The organism is Kocuria rhizophila (assembly GCF_003667225.1).
GTDB lineage: Bacteria > Actinomycetota > Actinomycetes > Actinomycetales > Micrococcaceae > Kocuria > Kocuria rhizophila.
In genome coordinates, this window is record NZ_RCOM01000014.1 from 1 (window position 1) to 17,629 (window position 17,629).

A 17,629-nucleotide genomic window follows, 5' to 3' on the forward strand; every position below is an offset into this window, starting at 1 on the left:
GGTCTGCTCCATGATAGGGAGGACACCCGACCCGCACAGGCGCCCGGAGCGCCGGGCGCGCACGAGAACGCGCACGAAAAGAGGACCGATGACTTCCGAGCACGATGCACCCATCCGCGCCGCCGTGGAGCCCGTGGTGGAGGCCGCCGGGCTGTTCCTGGAGGAGTGCGAGCTGAAGGGACAGGGCGGAACCCGGACCCTGCAGGTCCTCGTGGACCTCCCGGACGGCACGGACGCGCTGAGCCTGGACCGGGTGGCCGCCGTGGCGCAGGAGATCTCCGACGCGCTGGACCGCACGGACCCCGTGCCCGGCCCGCCCTACGAGCTCGAGGTGTCCTCACCGGGCGCCACCCGCTCGCTCGAGACGCCGCGGCACTGGCGGCGCACGGTGGGCCACCTGGTGCGGATCCGGCCGCTCGAGGGCGAGCGCTTCACGGCGCGGCTGCTCGAGGCGCACGACGACCACGCGGTGGTCCAGCGCTCCCACCAGCCCAAGAAGGGCATGCCCGTCAAGCTGCTGGACCCCGAGCGCGTGGACTACGCGAGCATCCGCGGGGCGAAGTCCGAGGTGGAGATCTGAGGCCGGGCCCGGCGATGTAGCATGGCCTGCAACAGATCACGACGTGAGACCCATGCAGCAGCGCACCGCACGCACCCGTGCGGCGCGCTGTTTGGTTCCCGGCCCCGCTCGGGCCGGACAGCCGCGTGGCGCGAAGGAAGGCCGGACACATGGACATCGACATGAGCACCCTGCGACTGCTGGAGCGCGAGCGGGACATCCCCGTGGACGTGTTGATCCCCACCATCGAGCAGGCGCTGCTGCTGGCCTACATGCGCTCGCCCGGAGCGATCGACGGCGCCCGTGCCGAGGTCGAGCGCCGCTCGGGCCACGTGACCATCTGGGCGCCCGAGCTGGACGAGGAGGACCGCCGGATCGGCGAGTTCGACGACACCCCCTCCGGCTTCGGACGGATCGCCGCCGCCACCGCGCGTCAGGTGATCCTGCAGAAGCTGCGGGACGTCGAGGACGACAACGTCCTGGGCCACTTCAAGGGCCGTGAGGGTGAGCTGGTGTCCGGCCAGATCCAGCAGGGCAACAACCCCAAGATGGTCCAGGTGAACCTGGGCACGGTGGAGGGGCTGCTGCCCCCGCACGAGCAGGTCCCGGGAGAGACCTACCGCCACGGCGACCGCATCCGCGCGTTCGTGGTGGAGGCCAAGCGGGGCTTCAAGGGCCCGTCCATCACGCTGTCCCGCTCCCACCCGGACCTGGTGCGCCGGCTGTTCGAGATGGAGGTCCCGGAGATCGCGGACGGCTCAGTGGAGATCGTCACCCTGGCCCGTGAGGCCGGGCACCGCACCAAGATGGCCGTGGAGGCCACGCGTCCCGGTGCGAACGCCAAGGGCGCGTGCATCGGGGACATGGGCTCGCGTGTGCGCGCGGTCATGAACGAGCTCGGGGACGAGAAGATCGACATCATCGACTTCTCCCAGGACCCGGCCGAGTTCATCCTCAATGCCCTGTCCCCGGCCCGGGTCTCGCGCGTCGTCGTGCTGGACGAGGCAGCCCGCTCCGCGCGTGCGGTCGTCCCGGACGCGCAGCTCTCGCTGGCCATCGGCAAGGAGGGGCAGAACGCGCGCCTCGCGGCCCGGCTCACGGGATGGAAGATCGACATCGTGCCCGAGTCCCGCGCAACGGAGCGCTGAGACCCGCGGAATTCGAGGGAACGGCGCCCGGCGCGCTAGACTGTGCTCTGATCAGGTGGACCATCTGCCGGGATCGTGCGCGCTCAGGCGCCGGGCGGTCCACGGGGATGGCACACGAGGAGCAGGGATGAGCACCACGAGCCTTCGCACCTGCGTGGGGTGTCGCACCGTGACGTCCCCCGATCAACTCGTCCGCGTGACGACGGAGAGCACCGCAGCCGGCCCCCGGGTCGTTGCGGATCTCCGCCGCCAGTTGGGAGGCCGTGGGGCCTGGGTGCACGCCACCCCCCGCTGCGTCGACCTCGCGATCCGGAAACGGGCCTTCAACCGCTCGTTCCGCACCGCGGTCAGCGCGCAGGACCTCATGGAACAGCTCCGCGTGCTCCTGCCCGTGCAGGAGGACGAACACCAGGAAAGCGAGTCAGAAGACCATGGAAAACCGATGAGTGCCGGCCGATGAGTACCTCCACGTACTCACCCCGCAGCCGTGCAGGACACCCGCGCACCGCGCTCGTGTCCGGCGGCCGCTTCAACGGAAGATAAACGGTTCGTACCTGTTTCGGTGCGGACCGAGACAGGAGAACAGTGGCCAAGCCCCGTGTCCACGAGCTCGCGAAAGAGCTCGGAATCACGTCCAAGGAAGCAATTTCCAAACTTCAGGAACTCGGTGAGTTCGTCCGTGGCGCATCGTCCACGGTCGAGCCGCCCGTAGCCAAGAAGCTGCGCACCGCGTTCCCCGCCGGCGGCGACAGCGCCGCGGCGTCCAAGCCCGCGGCCAAGGCCCCCTCCCAGGGTGCCAAGAAGCCCGCGGCCCCGGGCCCGAAGCCCGCCGCCAAGGCACCCGCCAAGCCCGGCGCGTCCAGCGACGCCGCACCGGCCGAGAAGCCCGCGGCGCGCGAGACCCCGAAGGCCGCCGCCCCGAAGGCCGAGGCGCCGCAGCGGACCGAGCCGGCCGCGTCGTCGTCGGAGTCCGCAACCCCCGAGGCCCCGGCGAGCAGCGCTCCCAAGCCCGCGGGCGCCACTCCCGGCCCGCGCAAGAGCCCCGCGCCCGGCGCCAAGCCGGGGCAGTCCGCTCCCCGTCCCGGGAACAACCCGTTCGCCTCGCAGCAGGGGATGGGCCGTTCCGAGGGCGGCGCGCAGCGCGGCGGTCCTCGTCCCGGTGGCCAGCAGCGCTCTGCCAAGCCCGGTGCACCGCGCCCCGGCAACAACCCGTTCGCAGCCCAGCAGGGCATGCGCTCGGCCAACTCCGGTCAGGGCGGGCCCCGTCCGGGCGGTCCGCGCCCCGGAGGCCCCCGTCCCGCGCAGTCGGGCCAGGGCGGTCCGCGTCCCGGTGCGCCTCGCACGGGCGCTCCCCGTCAGGGCCAGGGCGGCCCCCGTCCCGGTGGTCCGCGCCCCTCGCCGAACATGATGCCCGGCCAGACCACGAGCGTGGCGCCGATCGGCAGCCGTCCGGCTCCGGGAAGCGGCCCGCGCCGCGGTGGTGGCGGTCCCGGTGGCGGACCCGGTGGCGGCGGCGGATTCCGCGGTCGCGGCGGTCGTGGCGGCACCCAGGGTGCCTTCGGCCGCGGCGGTGCCCGTGGCAAGCACCGCAAGTCGAAGCGGGCGAAGCGCCAGGAGCTCGAGCAGATGAGCGCACCCGCCGTCGGCGGTGTGTCGGTGCCCCACGGCGACGGCAGCACGGTTGTGCGCCTGCGCCGCGGTGCCTCGCTCATGGACTTCGCGGAGAAGATCAACGCCAACCCGGCGTCGCTCGTGACCGTCCTCATCCACCTGGGTGAGATGGCCACGCAGACCCAGTCCCTGGACGAGGAGACCTTCCAGCTCCTCGGTGCCGAGCTCGGCTACCAGATCCAGGTGGTGTCCCCGGAGGACGAGGAGCGCGAGCTGCTCGAGTCCTTCGACATCGACCTCGAGGCCGAGCTGGAGGCCGAGGGCGAGGACGTCCTCGCCCCGCGTCCCCCTGTGGTCACTGTCATGGGCCACGTGGACCACGGCAAGACCCGTCTGCTGGACGCGATCCGGAACACCAAGGTGATCGAGGGCGAGGCCGGTGGCATCACCCAGCACATCGGTGCGTACCAGATCTCCACCGAGGTGGACGACCAGGAGCGCCTGATCACGTTCATCGACACCCCGGGTCACGAGGCGTTCACCGCCATGCGTGCCCGTGGTGCGCAGGTCACGGACATCGCCGTGCTGGTGGTCGCCGCGGACGACGGCGTCATGCCGCAGACCGTGGAGGCGCTGAACCACGCGCAGGCGGCCAACGTGCCGATCGTGGTGGCCGTGAACAAGGTGGACAAGCCGGACGCGAACCCGGAGAAGATCCGCGGCCAGCTCACCGAGTACGGTCTCGTGCCGGAGGAGTACGGCGGCGACACCATGTTCGTGGACGTCTCCGCCCGCGAGAACCTCAACATCGACGACCTGCTGGACGCGATCGTGCTGACGGCGGACGGTGCCCTGGAGCTGCAGGCCAACCCGGACAAGAACGCCCGCGGTGTGGCCATCGAGGCCAACCTGGACAAGGGCCGCGGCGCCGTGTGCACCGTGCTGGTCCAGTCCGGCACGCTGAAGGTCGGCGACTCGATCGTCGCCGGCGCGGCCTACGGCCGTGTCCGCGCGATGTTCGACGAGATGGGTCGCACCGTGGAGGCGGCCACGCCGTCCCGCCCGGTGCAGGTGCTGGGTCTGTCCACCGTGCCGCGCGCCGGTGACACGTTCCTGGCCACCCAGGAGGAGCGCACCGCACGCCAGATCGCCGAGAAGCGTGAGGCGGCGGACCGCAACGCCCAGCTGGCCAAGCGCCGCAAGCGCATCACGCTGGAGTCCTTCGACGAGGCCGTGGCAGAGGGCAAGATCGACACCCTCAACCTCATCATCAAGGGCGACGTGTCCGGTGCCGTGGAGGCGCTCGAGGACTCGCTGCTCAAGATCGACGTGGGCGAGGAGGTCCAGCTGCGCGTCATCCACCGCGGCGTGGGCGCCATCACGCAGAACGACGTGAACCTGGCCACGGTGGACAACGCCGTGATCATCGGCTTCAACGTCCGTCCGGCGGAGCGCGTCACGGAGCTCGCGGACCGCGAGGGCGTGGAGATGAAGTTCTACTCGGTCATCTACAACGCCATCGACGAGGTCGAGAGCGCGCTCAAGGGCATGCTCAAGCCGGAGTACGAGGAGGTGGAGCTCGGCACCGCCGAGATCCGCGAGGTGTTCCGCTCCTCCAAGTGGGGCAACATCGCCGGTGCCTACATCACCAAGGGCATCGTCCGCCGCAACGGCAAGGCCCGTCTGGTGCGCGACGGCAACGTGGTGCAGGACAACCTCACCATCGACTCGCTGCGCCGCTTCAAGGACGACGCCACCGAGGTCCGCGAGGGCTACGAGTGCGGTATCGGGCTCGGCTCCTTCAACGACATCCACGAAGGTGACATCATCGAGACCTGGGAGATGCGCGAGAAGCCGCGCGACTGACAGGCTCCACCGGCTGCGGCGCTCCTCGCGGGGCGCCGCGGCCGGTGCGCACGACCGCGTGACCGGATGCCCGGGGACTCCTCACGGAGGCCCCGGGCATCCGGCCCCGCACCGGGGCGCGTCCTGGACGCGCCGCCCCCGGGCGGTCCCGCACCGGCGGTTCCGTCCCCTGACTTCGGCAGCGCGCCGCGCTGCCCGCACACGAGGAGTTCCACCATGGCCGACGCCGCACGCGCCGCACGACTGGCCGATCGCATCAAGGTGATCGTGGCCCAGGCTCTCGAACGCAGGATCAAGGACCCCCGACTGGGTTTCGTGACCGTGACCGACGCCCGCGTGACCAACGACCTGCAGCACGCCACGCTCTACTACACGGTCTACGGGGACGAGGAGCAGCGCGAGGAGACGGCCCGCGCGCTGGAGTCCGCCAAGGGCATCCTGCGCTCCGAGGTGGGCAAGAACATCACCGCGCGGCTGACCCCCACGCTCACGTTCGTGGCGGACGAGATCCCCGCGGACGCCGCCCGGCTGGAGACCCTGCTGCGCTCCGCCCGTGAGAAGGACGCTCAGGTGGCGGCCCAGGCAGAGGGTGCCCAGTACGCGGCGGGAGAGGACGCCTACCGCACGCCGTCCGACGAGGACGACGCCGAGGGCCCCCGCAGCACCCCGCAGGCCTGAGCTCCGTGGGCGCACGAGAGGACGTCCCCACCCCGGCCCCGTCCCTTCCGAGGGTCCCGGGGCTCGTGGTCGTGGACAAGCCGCTGGGCTGGACCTCGCACGACGTCGTGGCGCGCATGCGCCGGCTGGCGGGGACCCGGAAGGTGGGGCACGCCGGGACACTGGACCCGGCGGCGTCGGGCGTGCTGGTGATCGGTGTGGAGAAGGCCACCAAGCTGCTCACCTACGTGACCGGCACGGACAAGACCTACCGCGCCGGCATCCGCCTGGGGGCGGCCACCGTGACCGATGACGCCGAGGGCGACGTCACGCGCACGGCGGACCCCGAGCTGCTGGCCGGGATCACGGACGAGCAGGTCATGGCCGCCGTGGCGCGGCTCACGGGCGAGATCCAGCAGGTCCCCTCCGCGGTGAGCGCGATCAAGGTGAACGGGCAGCGCTCCTACGCGCGGGTCCGCAGCGGCGAGGACGTGCAGCTGCCGGCGCGCCCGGTCACGGTGTCCCGGTTCGAGGTCCACTCGATCCGGCGCGTCGACTCCGCTGAGACCGGTGTCCCCGACGCAGCGGCGGCCATCGACGTGGACGCGACCGTGACGTGCTCCTCCGGAACCTACGTCCGCGCCCTCGCCCGCGACCTCGGGGAGGACCTCGGCGTGGGCGGACACCTCACAGCGCTGCGGCGCACCCGCGTGGGATCCTTCACGCTGGACTCCGCCCACACGCTGGAGGAGCTCACGGAACAGGTGCGCTCCGGTGCCACGGTCACCACGCTGGCCATTGCCGACGCCGCGCGGCAGCTCTTCCCGGTGCGCGAGCTCACGGCCACGGAGGCCACGGACCTCTCCCACGGCCGTCGCATCCCGGCCTCCGGGACTCCCCGCCACGACGCCGCCCGGGGAGCCGCGAAGACCCCCGTCGCGTGCTTCGCGCCGGACGGGACGCTCGTGGCCCTGGCCGAGGACCGGGGACGTGCGGAGCAGCGCTACACGACCTCGGTGCTGGGGATCACTGCGGGGACCACGTTCTCCGAGCCGGCACCACGGGAGACACCCGCGGCGGCGGAACACTCCGTGCAGCCGCACGCCGTTGCCGATCAGGCCCCCGGGACCCCGGGTGAGGACCGGGGGAGCGGAGCCACCACGGAAGACACGGACACGACACACGGAGAGCGGGCGGGCGACTGATGCTGTGGGGATACGACGGGTGGTTCTGGGCCGCGGTGGTCCTCGGTGTGCTCTCCTGCGTGGTGTGCCTGGTGCAGGCACTGCGTGGCCGGGCACCGGATGACTTCTCCCAGGGCTCGGTGTTGGTCCTCGAGGCCTTCCTGCTGGTCTACTGCGTGGGGTCCCTGCTGCTGCCGATCCTCGGCCCCTCGGCCTCCGGCAGCGTGCTGGAGTACTGGGGGTACCTGCTCACCGCGCTGCTGATCCCGGCGGGCGCGTTCGTGTGGTCCCTCGTGGAGCGGTCCCGCTGGTCCACGCTGATCCTCGCGGCCGCGGGCCCCGTGGTGATCGTGATGGTCTACCGCATGAACTACATCTGGTACTACCAGTGACCCCTGGCGCCCCCGCACCCCAGCACTTCACGGAAGGACAGACGATGGACCGCGAGACCTCGCACAGCACCCTGCAGCAGCGCTTCGGCCGCCGCTCGGGTGCCCGGCGGCACGACCGCAAGAGCTCCGGCTTCGGCCGCGTGCTGATCGTGGTCTACTGGGTCTTCTCCCTCTCCGCGGGTGTCCGCTCGCTGTACCAGCTGGCCACCGAGTTCAGCCTGGCGCCCCTGGCCATCCTGCTGTCCACGTTCTCCGCCGCCGTCTACGTGGTGGCCACGATCGCCCTGTCCCGTTCCGGCGCGTGCTGGCACCGCGTGGCCACCGCCGCGGTGCTCGTGGAGCTCGTGGGCGTGCTCGGCGTGGGCCTGCTGAGCGTTCTGCACCCCGAGCTGTTCCCCAAGGCCAGCGTGTGGTCCGACTTCGGCGCGGGGTACGGCTACATCCCCCTCGTGCTCCCCGTGGTGGGGCTCGCGTGGCTCTGGGTGACGCGGCCGTCCCGCGCGGAGCGGTAGGCTCTACGAGATGCGCCACCAGCCGAGAAGACATCGAGGAGAGCTGTGATTCGCTGGAGAAGCCTGGACGAGGTCACGCCTGGATTCGGTCCCTCCGTGGTGAGCATCGGCAACTTCGACGGTGTCCACCGGGGCCACCAAGAGGTCTTCACCCGGCTCCTGGACGCCGCCCGGCGGCGTGAGGCGCACTCGGTGGTGGTCACGTTCGACCCGCACCCGGCGCTCGTGCACCGCCCGGAGTCCCACCCCGGCCTCATCATGGGCCTCGAGGACAAGCTCGACGCGCTCGAGCAGACCGGTGTGGACGCCGTGCTCGTCCTGCCGTACAGCCTGGAGTTCTCCGAGCTGGGCCCCGAGGAGTTCCTCGTGGACTACCTCGTGAACCCGTTGCGCATGGTCTCCCTGGTCATCGGCTCCGACGTCCGGCTGGGCCGGGACAACTCGGGGGACCTCACCGCCATCCGCGAGCTGGGACACCAGCACGGCTTCGACGTGGTTGTCGTGGAGGACGTTCCCGGAACCCCCGTGGCAGCGGACGCCGATGAGACGGACGGTTCCGCGCCACGCCGAGAGGATCGGCGCTGCTCGTCCACCTGGGTGCGCTCGTGCCTGGAGGCGGGTGACATCACGGGTGCCGCCCAGCTGCTCGGCCGGCCCCACCGCATGCGTGGCGAAGTGGTTCACGGTGCGGCCCGTGGCCGGCAGCTCGGCTTTCCCACCGCCAACCTGGCCCCGGAGGCCACGGGGTTCATCCCCGCGGACGGCGTGTACGCCGGGTGGCTCGTGGACCAGGAGGGCGCCCGGTGGCCCACCGCGATCTCCGTGGGGTCCAACCCCACGTTCGAGGGCGTCACCCGTCAGGTCGAGGCCCACGTGATCGACCGCCCCGAGGAGGCCGTGGAGGACTTCGACCTCTACGGGCAGACCGTGGTGGTCGAGTTCGTGGAACGGCTGCGCGGCATGGTGGCCTACCGGGGAGTGGACGCCCTCGTGCTGCAGATGCGCGACGACGTCAGACGCACGCGCGACATCCTGCGCGGGCACCGGCCGGAGAGCGAACCCTCGGACGACTGAGCGGCTGCCCGATCGCGCAGCGGGTCGCACGCCCGGGCCCGGAGCACCCTGCGGATCCGGGGTGGGGCACCACTGGCGCGGAAGCCGCCCCGGAACCCGGTGCGGAGGGCACGGCCGCGGAGAGAACCCCCCCCCGCGGCCGTGGCTCTCACATCTCTTCGTGCACCGCCGGATCGAATCCGGACCCGCTGATCCCGGTGTGCATCATGCGCAACCGCTCCATCTGCTCGTCCGTGAGCTCCCAGCCGAACACGTCGATGTTCTCGGCCATCCGCTCCGGGTTGGAGGACTTGGGGATCGGCACGATGCCGGACTGCACGTGCCAGCGCAGCACCACCTGGGCGGGAGTGCGTCCCTGCCGACGCCCGATCTCCGCGAGCCACTCGTCCTGCAGAAGGTCGGTCTTGCGGCCCAGCGGGGACCACGCCTGCGTGAGGATGCGGTGCTCCTCGTGGAACCGGCGCAGGGCCTCCTGCTGGTACTGCGGGTGCAGCTCCACCTGGTTCACCACGGGCATCTCCCCGGTCTCCCGCTCGAGCCGCAGCAGGTGCTCCGGCAGGAAGTTGGACACGCCCACGGAGCGCACGAGCCCCTCGTCCCGTGCGGCCAGCATCTCCTGCCAGGTCTGCACGTACTGGTCCACGCCCGGATTGGGCCAGTGGATCAGATACAGGTCCAGGTGATCGGTGCCCAGGCGCGTGAGGGTCTCCTCGAGCGAGCGGCGCACGCTCGCCCGGCCGTGGTCGCGGCCGGGGATCTTGGACGCCAGGAACAGATCGTCCCGGGGGATGCCGCTGTGGCGGATGCCCTGGCCCACGCCGCGCTCGTTGCCGTAGTTCACGGCGGTGTCGATCAGTCGGTCCCCCCGCCACAGGGCCTCCGGGATCAGGGCCTCCGCCTCGGCGTCGTCCATGGGGTACGTGCCGAAGCCCAGCTGCGGGATCTTGTGGCCGTCCCGCAGCACGTGGGGGGCCACCTCCGGCGCGGTGTCCCGGAGGTCCTGGGTCTTGTCCTTGCTCATGCGTTCCTCGTCTTCCTCGATGCCTGGCTGGTGTGGTGCACTGCTCTCACCGGACAGTATCCCCGGTGATCCTGGATTCATGCCCGGGTGGTGTCCTCGAGCGCGGACAGCAACCGGCACACGGCGCGGGCGCTGATCCCCGCCACCACGTCCAGCTCCAGGTGGAACTGCTGGTCCGCCGCGGGCCCGCACAGGTCCGAGATGCTGCGCACCGCGAGGAACGGGGTCTCGTGGCCGGTGCAGACTTGCGCCAGGGCGGTGGTCTCCATGTCCGTGCTCAGCGCCTCGGGAAACAGCTCCCGGGTGGCCCCCACGTTCTCGGCCGTGACGAACGAGCCGCCGGAGAGCATGGTGCCTCGCCACAGCTGCCGTCCCTCCTCCGCCGCGAGGTGCTCCGCCGCGGAGAGGAGCGGTCCGGCGGCATCGAAGGACTCGGGCATGCCGGGCACCTGCCCCGGCGCGTACCCGAAGGCGGTCGCGTCCGCGTCCGCGTAGCGGAACCGGGTCCCAACCACGAGGTCACCCACGTTCACGTCCGCGCGCAGCCCGCCGCAGGACCCCGCGGAGACGACGGCGCTCGGCTCGAACCGCTCGAGGGCGGACGTCAGCGCCGAGGCCGCATTGACCAGCCCGATGCCCGTGCGGACCAGGAGCACGGGCCGGCCCTCCAGCTCCAGGGCGTGCAGCTGTGCGCCTCCCACCTGCTGGGGGATCGAGCAGCGGGCCGTGGCGAGGTCGAGGAAGGGCTGCGCCTCCTCGGCCATGGCGACCACCACGGCGGGTGCGCCCACGCAGGCGGCGAACAGGGCGGCGTCGTCGGACGTGTCTGTGCTGTGCATGCCACCATTGTCCCAGTCCGCTCGGACACGCACGCCAGGGGAGCGGTGCGGTGCTCCGCGGCGGCATCGGCTAGGATGGTCAACGGTCTGACTGCGGTCCGTGGCGGTCGGGCCCCGGGGCACGCCCCCGGACCCCGGGCGGGAATCTCACGCACCGGGCGGTCACGGTACTGACTCTAGGAGTTACCCATGGCACTGGATGCCGCTGTCAAGAACCAGATCATCACCGAGTACGCCACCCACGAGGGCGACACCGGTTCACCCGAGGTGCAGATCGCCGTTCTGTCTCGCCGGATCTCCGATCTGACCGAGCACCTGAAGATGCACAAGCACGACCACCACACCCGTCGCGGCCTCATGGCCCTGGTGGGACGCCGTCGTCGCATGCTTGACTACCTGCGTCGCACTGACATCGCCCGCTACCGTGCGCTCATCGAGCGCCTCGGCCTGCGCAAGTGATGTGAGTCCCGGCGATTCCCCGCCCTCCCCACCGGGAGCGCGGGGAATCACCACACCCGGCGCTGTCCGTGACGGACACCGCCGCGGCCCGCGGTGACGCGGGCCGACCGGGTCCACAGGACCCGCAACCACAGAACCAACCATCAGACTGTGCAGCCCGCCGCATGTCGCGGTCCTCGACAGTGGCCTTCGCAACGCGGGAGCGGTGCGAGCGCCTCGATCGAAGACCGGTGTGTCGCGCGGGTTGCGCACCACGAAGAAACGGAGGTGACCCGTGGAGGGTCCCGAGATCCAGAGTGCAGAAGCCGTCATCGACAACGGCTCCTACGGACAGCGCGTCGTGCGCTTCGAGACCGGGCGGCTCGCCCGTCAGGCCGCCGGTGCGGCCATGGTCTACATCGACGAGGAGACCTCGATGCTCTCGGCCACGGCCGTGGGCAAGCACCCCCGTGAGGGCTTCGACTTCTTCCCGCTCACGGTGGACGTCGAGGAGCGCATGTACGCCGCGGGCCGCATCCCCGGCTCGTTCTTCCGCCGCGAGGGCCGCCCGTCCACGGACGCGATCCTCACGTGCCGCCTGATCGACCGCCCGCTGCGCCCCGCGTTCGGCAAGGGCCTGCGCAACGAGGTGCAGGTGGTCGTCACCGTCATGTCCATCGCCCCGGACGAGATCTACAACACCGTGGCGATCAACGCCGCCTCCATGTCGACCACGCTGTCCGGCATGCCCTTCCAGGGCCCCGTGGGCGGTGTGCGCATGGCGCTCATGGCCGAGGAGAACGGCGGTCACCAGTGGATCGCGTTCCCCAAGCACTCCCAGCTGGAGAACGCCGTGTTCGACATGGCCGTGGCCGGGCGCGTGGTGACCACCAAGGACGGCGGCCAGGACGTCGCCATCATGATGGTCGAGGCCGAGGCCACCGACAACGCCTGGGAGCTCATCAAGGGCCAGGGCGCCGTCGCCCCGTCCGAGGAGCTCGTGGCCGAGGGCCTCGAGGCCTCCAAGCCGTTCATCAAGGCGCTGTGCGACGCCCAGGCGGACCTCGCGGCCCGCAACCGCAAGCCCGAGCTGGACCTGCCCCGCTTCGGCGGTTTCGGTGACGACGCCGCCCAGGCCGTCGAGGAGTTCGCGGGCGAGCGCATGGCCCAGGTCTACTCGATCGCCGGCAAGCAGGAGCGCGAGGCCGCCACGGACGAGCTGCACCAGTCCACGCTGGCCGAGCTCACCGGCGAGGGCAAGCCCTTCGAGGGCCGCGCGGACGAGGTCAACGGCGCCTATCAGGCCCTGACCAAGCAGACCGTGCGCCAGCGCATCCTCAAGGACAAGGTGCGCATCGACGGCCGCGGCCTCACGGACATCCGTCAGCTCAGCGCCGAGGTGGACGTGCTCCCGCGCGTGCACGGCTCCGCGCTGTTCGAGCGCGGCGAGACCCAGATCATGGGTGTCACCACGCTCAACATGCTCAAGCTGGAGCAGCAGATCGACTCGCTGTCCCCGGTGAAGAGCAAGCGCTACATCCACCACTACAACTTCCCGCCGTACTCCACGGGCGAGACCGGCCGCGTGGGTTCCCCCAAGCGCCGCGAGATCGGCCACGGCGCCCTCGCCGAGCGTGCGATCACCCCCGTGCTGCCCTCGCGCGAGGAGTTCCCCTACGCGATCCGCCAGGTCTCCGAGGCGCTGGGCTCCAACGGCTCCACCTCCATGGGCTCCGTGTGCGCGTCCACGCTGTCGCTGTTCAACGCCGGTGTGCCGCTGCGCGCCCCGGTGGCGGGCATCGCCATGGGCCTGGTCTCCGACACCGTGGACGGTGAGGTCCAGTACGCGGCCCTGACCGACATCCTCGGCGCCGAGGACGCGCTGGGCGACATGGACTTCAAGGTCGCCGGCACCTCCGAGTTCGTCACGGCCATCCAGCTGGACACCAAGCTGGACGGCATTCCCGCCTCCGTGCTGGCGTCCGCGCTCACCCAGGCCCGTGAGGCCCGCCTCTACATCCTGGACGTGCTGACCTCCGCGATCGACGCCCCGGACGAGATGAGCGAGTTCGCCCCGCGCGTGATCTCCGTGAACGTCCCCGTCTCCAAGATCGGCGAGGTCATCGGCCCCAAGGGCAAGATGATCAACCAGATCCAGGAGGACACCGGCACGGACATCTCCATCGAGGACGACGGCACCGTGTACATCGGTGCCACCGACGGCCCCTCCGCCGAGGCCGCGCGCTCGGCGATCAACGCGATCGCCAACCCGCAGGTCCCGGAGGTGGGCGAGCGCTACCTGGGCACCGTGGTCAAGACCACCACGTTCGGTGCGTTCGTGTCCCTCACCCCGGGCAAGGACGGTCTGCTGCACATCTCCGAGATGCGCAAGCTCAACGACGACAAGCGCGTCAACGAGGTGGACGACGTCCTGTCCGTGGGCCAGAAGGTCCAGGTGGAGATCACCAAGGTGGACGACCGCGGCAAGCTGTCGCTCGCCCCGGTGGTGGCCGGATCCGACTCGGACGCCGCGTCCGAGGACGAGAACTGAGCAGAGGTCACCCGCACCAGATGACGGTTGTTCACCTTCCCCTGAAGGCGGGCGGTCCCGAGGAGCACGGCTCCCCGGAGGACGCCCGCCTTCGGGCGTATCCAGACACGGACCCGGCCGGAGGCTTCACCCACACGGTCCACGACGACGCCGACGGCGCGGTCATCATGCGCACGGTCCTGCCGTGCGGCACCCGCGTGCTCACGGAGAAGATGCCCGGGCAGCGCTCGGTGTCCGTGGGGTTCTGGGTGAGTCTGGGCTCCCGGGACGAGGCCCCGGGCATGCTGGGCTCCACCCACTTCCTGGAGCACCTGCTGTTCAAGGGCACGGCCCGGCGCAGCTCCCTGGAGATCGCCGAGGCCTTCGACCGAGTGGGCGGAGAGTCCAACGCGTTCACGTCCCACGAGCACACGTGCTACCACGCCCGCGTGCTGTCCGAGGCGCTGCCCATGGCCGTGGACGTCCTCGCGGACATGTTCACGGGCGCGGTGCTGGACCCCGAGGAGTTCGACCGCGAGCGCGGCGTGATCCTCGAGGAGATCGCCATGGACCGGGACGACCCCACGGACTTCGCGTTCGAGCAGTTCACGGAGCAGGTCTTCCACGGCTCCCCGCTGGCGCGTCCGATCGCGGGCACGCCCGAGGAGATCCGCAGCGTGGCCCGGGACGCGGTGTGGGAGCACTACCGCGGGGCCTACCGGCCCGAGAACCTGGTGGTCACGGTCGCGGGCGGGCTCGAGCACGAGAACGTGGTCCAGCTGGTCCGCGAGTCGCTGGCCCGCGCGGGCTGGGATCCGGACACCGCCGGGGGAGCGGGCGCGCGCCGCCCCACCACCCCCGCGCTGCTGACGCCGCTCACGGGCACCCGCGCGCTGAACAGACCGGTGGAGCAGGCCAACGTGGTGCTGGGCGGGGCCGGGCTGCAGTCCGGTGACGAGCGTCGTTTCACCATGACCGTGCTCAACGCGGCCCTGGGTGGTGGCATGTCCTCCCGGCTGTTCCACACCATCCGCGAGCAGAAGGGCCTGGCGTACTCCACGTTCTCGTTCTCCGGCTCGTACTCGGACGCCGGGTTCTTCGGCATGTACGCCGGCTGCACGGCGGACCGCGTGGACCGGGTCACCGGGCTGATGCGCGACGAGCTGGACCGCCTGGCCCAGGACGGCATGGACGCCGCGGAGCTCGCCAAGGTGGAGGGCCAGCTCAGCGGGGCCACCGTCCTCGCCCTGGAGGACACGGGCTCGCGGATGTCCCGGCTGGGTTCCGCGGAGCTCAAGACCGGGGTGTTCATGGACCTGGACGAGTCCCTGCGCCGGATCCGCGCGGTCACGTCCCGGGACGTCCAGCAGCTCGCCGCGGATCTCGGCGCGGACGCGACCGTCCGCACGGTGGTGGGACCCGGCGTCGCCCGGGAACCGCAGGAATGAGGGGAACGGACATGGCAGAACCGATCCGGGTGGCCGTCCTCGGCCGCGACGGCCGCATGGGCTCCGAGGCGGTGCGCGCCGTCGACGCCGCCCCGGACCTCGAGCTGGTCGCGGCACTTGGCCGCGGGGACGGTCTGGAGCAGCTGCTCGAGGCCCGCGCGGAGGTGGTCGTGGACCTCACGGTGCCCGCCGCCACGCGGGAGAACGTGCGCTTCGCGGTGTCCCACGGGCTGCACGCGGTCGTGGGCACCACGGGCTGGGACCGGGCCGCCCTGGACGAGCTCGAGGCCCAGCTCGCCGAGTCCCCCGCAACCGGGGTGCTGATCGCCCCGAACTTCGCGGTGGGGGCGGTGCTGGCCATGAAGTTCTCGGAGCTGGCAGCACGGTTCTTCGACTCCGTCGAGGTCGTGGAGCTGCACCACCCGCGCAAGCTCGACGCGCCGTCGGGCACCGCGGCCCGGACCGCCGCCCTCGTGGCCGCGGCCCGCCAACGGGCGGGTGTGGGAGCCTCCCCGGACGCCACGGAGTCCGATCCGCACGGCGCACGCGGTGCGGTGGTGGACGGCGTGCACGTGCACTCCGTGCGGCTGCAGGGTCTGGTGGCCCACCAGGAGACCCTGCTGGGAAACACGGGGGAGCAGCTCACCGTGCGCCACGACTCCTTCGACCGCGCCTCGTTCATGACCGGTGTGCTGCTGGGGATCCGCCGGGTGGCGGAGCACCCCGGGCTCACGCACGGTCTGGACGGCTACATGGATCTCGGACTGTGAGCCGGGCAACGGGGCGCAGCGGGCTGCGCTGGTGGGCCGCGCTGGCCATCCTGCTGCTGGTCCTCACCGTCCTGCTGCTGCCCATCCCGTCCGTGTCCAAGGTGTGGATCATCGCGGTGCTGGTCTTCGCGGGCGTGTTCACCGTGCTCGAGGCCGGGTCCATGGGGCGCGCCCTCGCCGCGCTCATGATCGCCCTGCTGACCCTCTACCTGGGGGTGTCCTTCCAGCGGGCCTGGCTGCTGCTGGGCACCGAGGGCTGGGTGCCCAAGCTGCTGGGGCTCGCCATGGTCGTGATCCCCGCGGTGGGCACGTGGGCCATGGTGCGGGAGATCCTCTTCGGAGCCCGCACCGCGCGGCTGGGGCGCGAGCTCGCGGCCCGCGGCGAGCTGCCGGTCGACGAGCTGCCCCGCACACCGTCGGGACGCTACGTGCGCGCCGCCGCGGACGCGCACTTCGACGTGGTGCGGCGGGAGGTCGAGGCGAGCCCCGAGGACTGGGGCGGGTGGTACCGCCTGGGCCTGGCCTACTCGGCCAGCGGTGACAGCCGCCGGGCCCGGGGCGCCATGCGCACGGCGATCGCCCTGCACCGGGGGGCGGACCCCGAGACGGCGCTCGCGCGGTCCGGGCGGTAACCTGTGGGCATGACACACGAGAGCTTCCCCGCGCCCACGGACCGTCCCGCGCCCCTGTTCGGGACCCTGCTCACCGCCATGGTCACGGTCTTCCACGAGGACCGCTCCGTGGACCTCGAGGCCACCGCGGCCCTCGCCGTGCAGCTCGTGGACGACGGCTGCGACGGCCTGGTGGTGTGCGGCACCACGGGGGAGTACTCGACCATGACGGACGAGGAGAACCTCTCGGTGTTCCGCGCCGTCAAGGACGCCGTGGGCGGGAGGGTCCCCCTGCTCGCGGGCACGGGATCCAACGATACCGAGCACTCCCGGTACCTCTGCCTCGAGGCGGAGAAGATCGGGATGGACGGTCTGCTCGTGGTCACCCCGTACTACAACAAGCCCACCCAGGCCGGTGTCGAGGCCCACTTCCGCTCGCTCGCGGACTCCGTGGACACGCCCATCATGATGTACGACATCCCAGGCCGCTCCGGGATTCCGATCGAGCCCGGGACCATGATCTCGCTCGCCTCGCACCCCAACATCGTGGCCGTCAAGGATGCCAAGGCGGATTTCGTCGCCGCGTCCCGCGTCATGGCGGAGACGGACCTCGTGTTCTACTCCGGCGACGACGGTCTCACCCTCCCGTGGATGGCCACCGGCGCCGCCGGGCTCGTGGGCGTGACCACCCACGTGGACACCGCGCGCTACCGCCGCATGATCGACGCCGTGCTGGCCTCGGACCTCGAGACCGCCCGCAGGCTCAACGCGGAGCTGCTGCCCCTCGTGCGCGCCACCATGACGCGCGTGCCCGGGGCCGTGGCCGCCAAGACCATTCTTCAGTGGCAGGACCGCCTGCCGAACGCCGTGGTGCGCCTGCCGCACGTGGCACCAACGCACACCGAGCTGGAGCAGATCCGTGCGGATCTGAGCACGTCGGTGATTGCGGACACTCTGACCAACTAGCAA

Annotated in this window: 17 protein-coding genes; 15 read left to right on the top strand and 2 right to left on the bottom strand. The window is 71.3% G+C overall.

The window, feature by feature from the left end:
* Positions 1–88 precede the first annotated feature (88 nt).
* From rimP to D9R02_RS03885, 9 genes are all read left to right on the top strand, one after another.
* Entirely contained in the window at positions 89–580 is a 492-nt protein-coding gene (rimP, locus tag D9R02_RS03845) for a ribosome maturation factor RimP (protein ID WP_019310882.1), read from the top strand.
* A gap of 149 nt (positions 581–729) precedes the next feature.
* Complete coding sequence (nusA, locus tag D9R02_RS03850; protein WP_101888443.1) at positions 730–1,707, top strand: transcription termination factor NusA; 978 nt, start codon at positions 730–732, stop codon at positions 1,705–1,707.
* A gap of 127 nt (positions 1,708–1,834) precedes the next feature.
* Positions 1,835–2,167 carry a YlxR family protein gene (locus tag D9R02_RS03855; protein ID WP_019310884.1) on the top strand — a complete coding sequence of 111 codons (333 nt, stop codon included), beginning with the start codon at positions 1,835–1,837 and terminating at the stop codon, positions 2,165–2,167.
* 125 nt (positions 2,168–2,292) lie between these two features.
* Positions 2,293–5,184, top strand: coding sequence for a translation initiation factor IF-2 (infB, locus tag D9R02_RS03860; protein WP_101888442.1), 2,892 nt, complete (start codon positions 2,293–2,295; stop codon positions 5,182–5,184).
* A gap of 216 nt (positions 5,185–5,400) precedes the next feature.
* Positions 5,401–5,862 (top strand): 30S ribosome-binding factor RbfA, encoded by a 462-nt coding sequence (rbfA, locus tag D9R02_RS03865; RefSeq protein WP_047978672.1) that lies wholly within the window; start codon positions 5,401–5,403, stop codon positions 5,860–5,862.
* 5 nt (positions 5,863–5,867) lie between these two features.
* The gene (gene truB, locus D9R02_RS03870) at positions 5,868–7,046 is read left to right on the top strand and encodes a tRNA pseudouridine(55) synthase TruB (RefSeq protein ID WP_121566357.1); all 1,179 of its coding nucleotides are present in this window, start codon (positions 5,868–5,870) and stop codon (positions 7,044–7,046) included.
* Positions 7,046–7,417: a hypothetical protein gene (locus tag D9R02_RS03875; RefSeq protein ID WP_121566358.1), complete on the top strand. Its 372-nt coding sequence runs from the start codon at positions 7,046–7,048 to the stop codon at positions 7,415–7,417. The genes truB and D9R02_RS03875 overlap by 1 nt, the downstream gene beginning before the upstream one ends.
* A gap of 44 nt (positions 7,418–7,461) precedes the next feature.
* Positions 7,462–7,929, top strand: coding sequence for a hypothetical protein (locus D9R02_RS03880; protein WP_121566359.1), 468 nt, complete (start codon positions 7,462–7,464; stop codon positions 7,927–7,929).
* Between the two features lie 45 nt (positions 7,930–7,974).
* Complete coding sequence (locus D9R02_RS03885) at positions 7,975–9,003, top strand: bifunctional riboflavin kinase/FAD synthetase (RefSeq protein WP_121566360.1); 1,029 nt, start codon at positions 7,975–7,977, stop codon at positions 9,001–9,003.
* A 148-nt stretch (positions 9,004–9,151) separates the two neighbouring features.
* Here the strand turns inward: D9R02_RS03885 and D9R02_RS03890 are convergent, their stop codons facing one another.
* On the bottom strand, positions 9,152–10,024 hold the full coding sequence (locus D9R02_RS03890; protein ID WP_121566361.1) for an aldo/keto reductase: 873 nt from the start codon (positions 10,022–10,024) through the stop codon (positions 9,152–9,154).
* A 77-nt stretch (positions 10,025–10,101) separates the two neighbouring features.
* Complete coding sequence (mtnN, locus tag D9R02_RS03895) at positions 10,102–10,863, bottom strand: 5'-methylthioadenosine/S-adenosylhomocysteine nucleosidase (RefSeq protein WP_121566362.1); 762 nt, start codon at positions 10,861–10,863, stop codon at positions 10,102–10,104.
* Positions 10,864–11,052: 189 nt separating this feature from the next.
* On the opposite strand from mtnN, the gene rpsO reads away from it, so the two are divergent.
* The 6 genes from rpsO to dapA all read left to right on the top strand — a co-directional run bounded on the left by rpsO (position 11,053) and on the right by dapA (position 17,626).
* Complete coding sequence (gene rpsO / locus D9R02_RS03900) at positions 11,053–11,322, top strand: 30S ribosomal protein S15 (RefSeq protein WP_019310893.1); 270 nt, start codon at positions 11,053–11,055, stop codon at positions 11,320–11,322.
* A 274-nt stretch (positions 11,323–11,596) separates the two neighbouring features.
* The gene (locus D9R02_RS03905; RefSeq protein ID WP_121566363.1) at positions 11,597–13,852 is read left to right on the top strand and encodes a polyribonucleotide nucleotidyltransferase; all 2,256 of its coding nucleotides are present in this window, start codon (positions 11,597–11,599) and stop codon (positions 13,850–13,852) included.
* 20 nt (positions 13,853–13,872) lie between these two features.
* Positions 13,873–15,279, top strand: a complete 1,407-nt coding sequence (locus D9R02_RS03910) for a M16 family metallopeptidase (RefSeq protein WP_121566364.1) — start codon at positions 13,873–13,875, stop codon at positions 15,277–15,279.
* A gap of 11 nt (positions 15,280–15,290) precedes the next feature.
* A complete protein-coding gene (gene dapB, locus D9R02_RS03915) occupies positions 15,291–16,049 on the top strand; it encodes a 4-hydroxy-tetrahydrodipicolinate reductase (protein WP_121566365.1) in 759 nt (252 codons plus the stop codon).
* Entirely contained in the window at positions 16,046–16,681 is a 636-nt protein-coding gene (locus tag D9R02_RS03920; protein ID WP_019310897.1) for a tetratricopeptide repeat protein, read from the top strand. The genes dapB and D9R02_RS03920 overlap by 4 nt, the downstream gene beginning before the upstream one ends.
* A gap of 9 nt (positions 16,682–16,690) precedes the next feature.
* Positions 16,691–17,626 carry a 4-hydroxy-tetrahydrodipicolinate synthase gene (gene dapA / locus D9R02_RS03925; protein WP_121566366.1) on the top strand — a complete coding sequence of 312 codons (936 nt, stop codon included), beginning with the start codon at positions 16,691–16,693 and terminating at the stop codon, positions 17,624–17,626.
* Positions 17,627–17,629: the final 3 nt, after the last annotated feature.

Coding starts and splice junctions, on each gene's coding strand:
- rpsO (WP_019310893.1), top strand. CDS start 11,053: ATGGCACTGGATGCCGCTGTCAAGAACCAGATCATCACCGAGTACGCC.
- rimP (WP_019310882.1), top strand. CDS start 89: ATGACTTCCGAGCACGATGCACCCATCCGCGCCGCCGTGGAGCCCGTG.
- dapB (WP_121566365.1), top strand. CDS start 15,291: ATGGCAGAACCGATCCGGGTGGCCGTCCTCGGCCGCGACGGCCGCATG.
- nusA (WP_101888443.1), top strand. CDS start 730: ATGGACATCGACATGAGCACCCTGCGACTGCTGGAGCGCGAGCGGGAC.
- mtnN (WP_121566362.1), bottom strand. CDS start 10,863: ATGCACAGCACAGACACGTCCGACGACGCCGCCCTGTTCGCCGCCTGC.
- dapA (WP_121566366.1), top strand. CDS start 16,691: ATGACACACGAGAGCTTCCCCGCGCCCACGGACCGTCCCGCGCCCCTG.
- D9R02_RS03855 (WP_019310884.1), top strand. CDS start 1,835: ATGAGCACCACGAGCCTTCGCACCTGCGTGGGGTGTCGCACCGTGACG.
- D9R02_RS03880 (WP_121566359.1), top strand. CDS start 7,462: ATGGACCGCGAGACCTCGCACAGCACCCTGCAGCAGCGCTTCGGCCGC.
- rbfA (WP_047978672.1), top strand. CDS start 5,401: ATGGCCGACGCCGCACGCGCCGCACGACTGGCCGATCGCATCAAGGTG.
- D9R02_RS03890 (WP_121566361.1), bottom strand. CDS start 10,024: ATGAGCAAGGACAAGACCCAGGACCTCCGGGACACCGCGCCGGAGGTG.
- D9R02_RS03910 (WP_121566364.1), top strand. CDS start 13,873: ATGACGGTTGTTCACCTTCCCCTGAAGGCGGGCGGTCCCGAGGAGCAC.
- D9R02_RS03875 (WP_121566358.1), top strand. CDS start 7,046: ATGCTGTGGGGATACGACGGGTGGTTCTGGGCCGCGGTGGTCCTCGGT.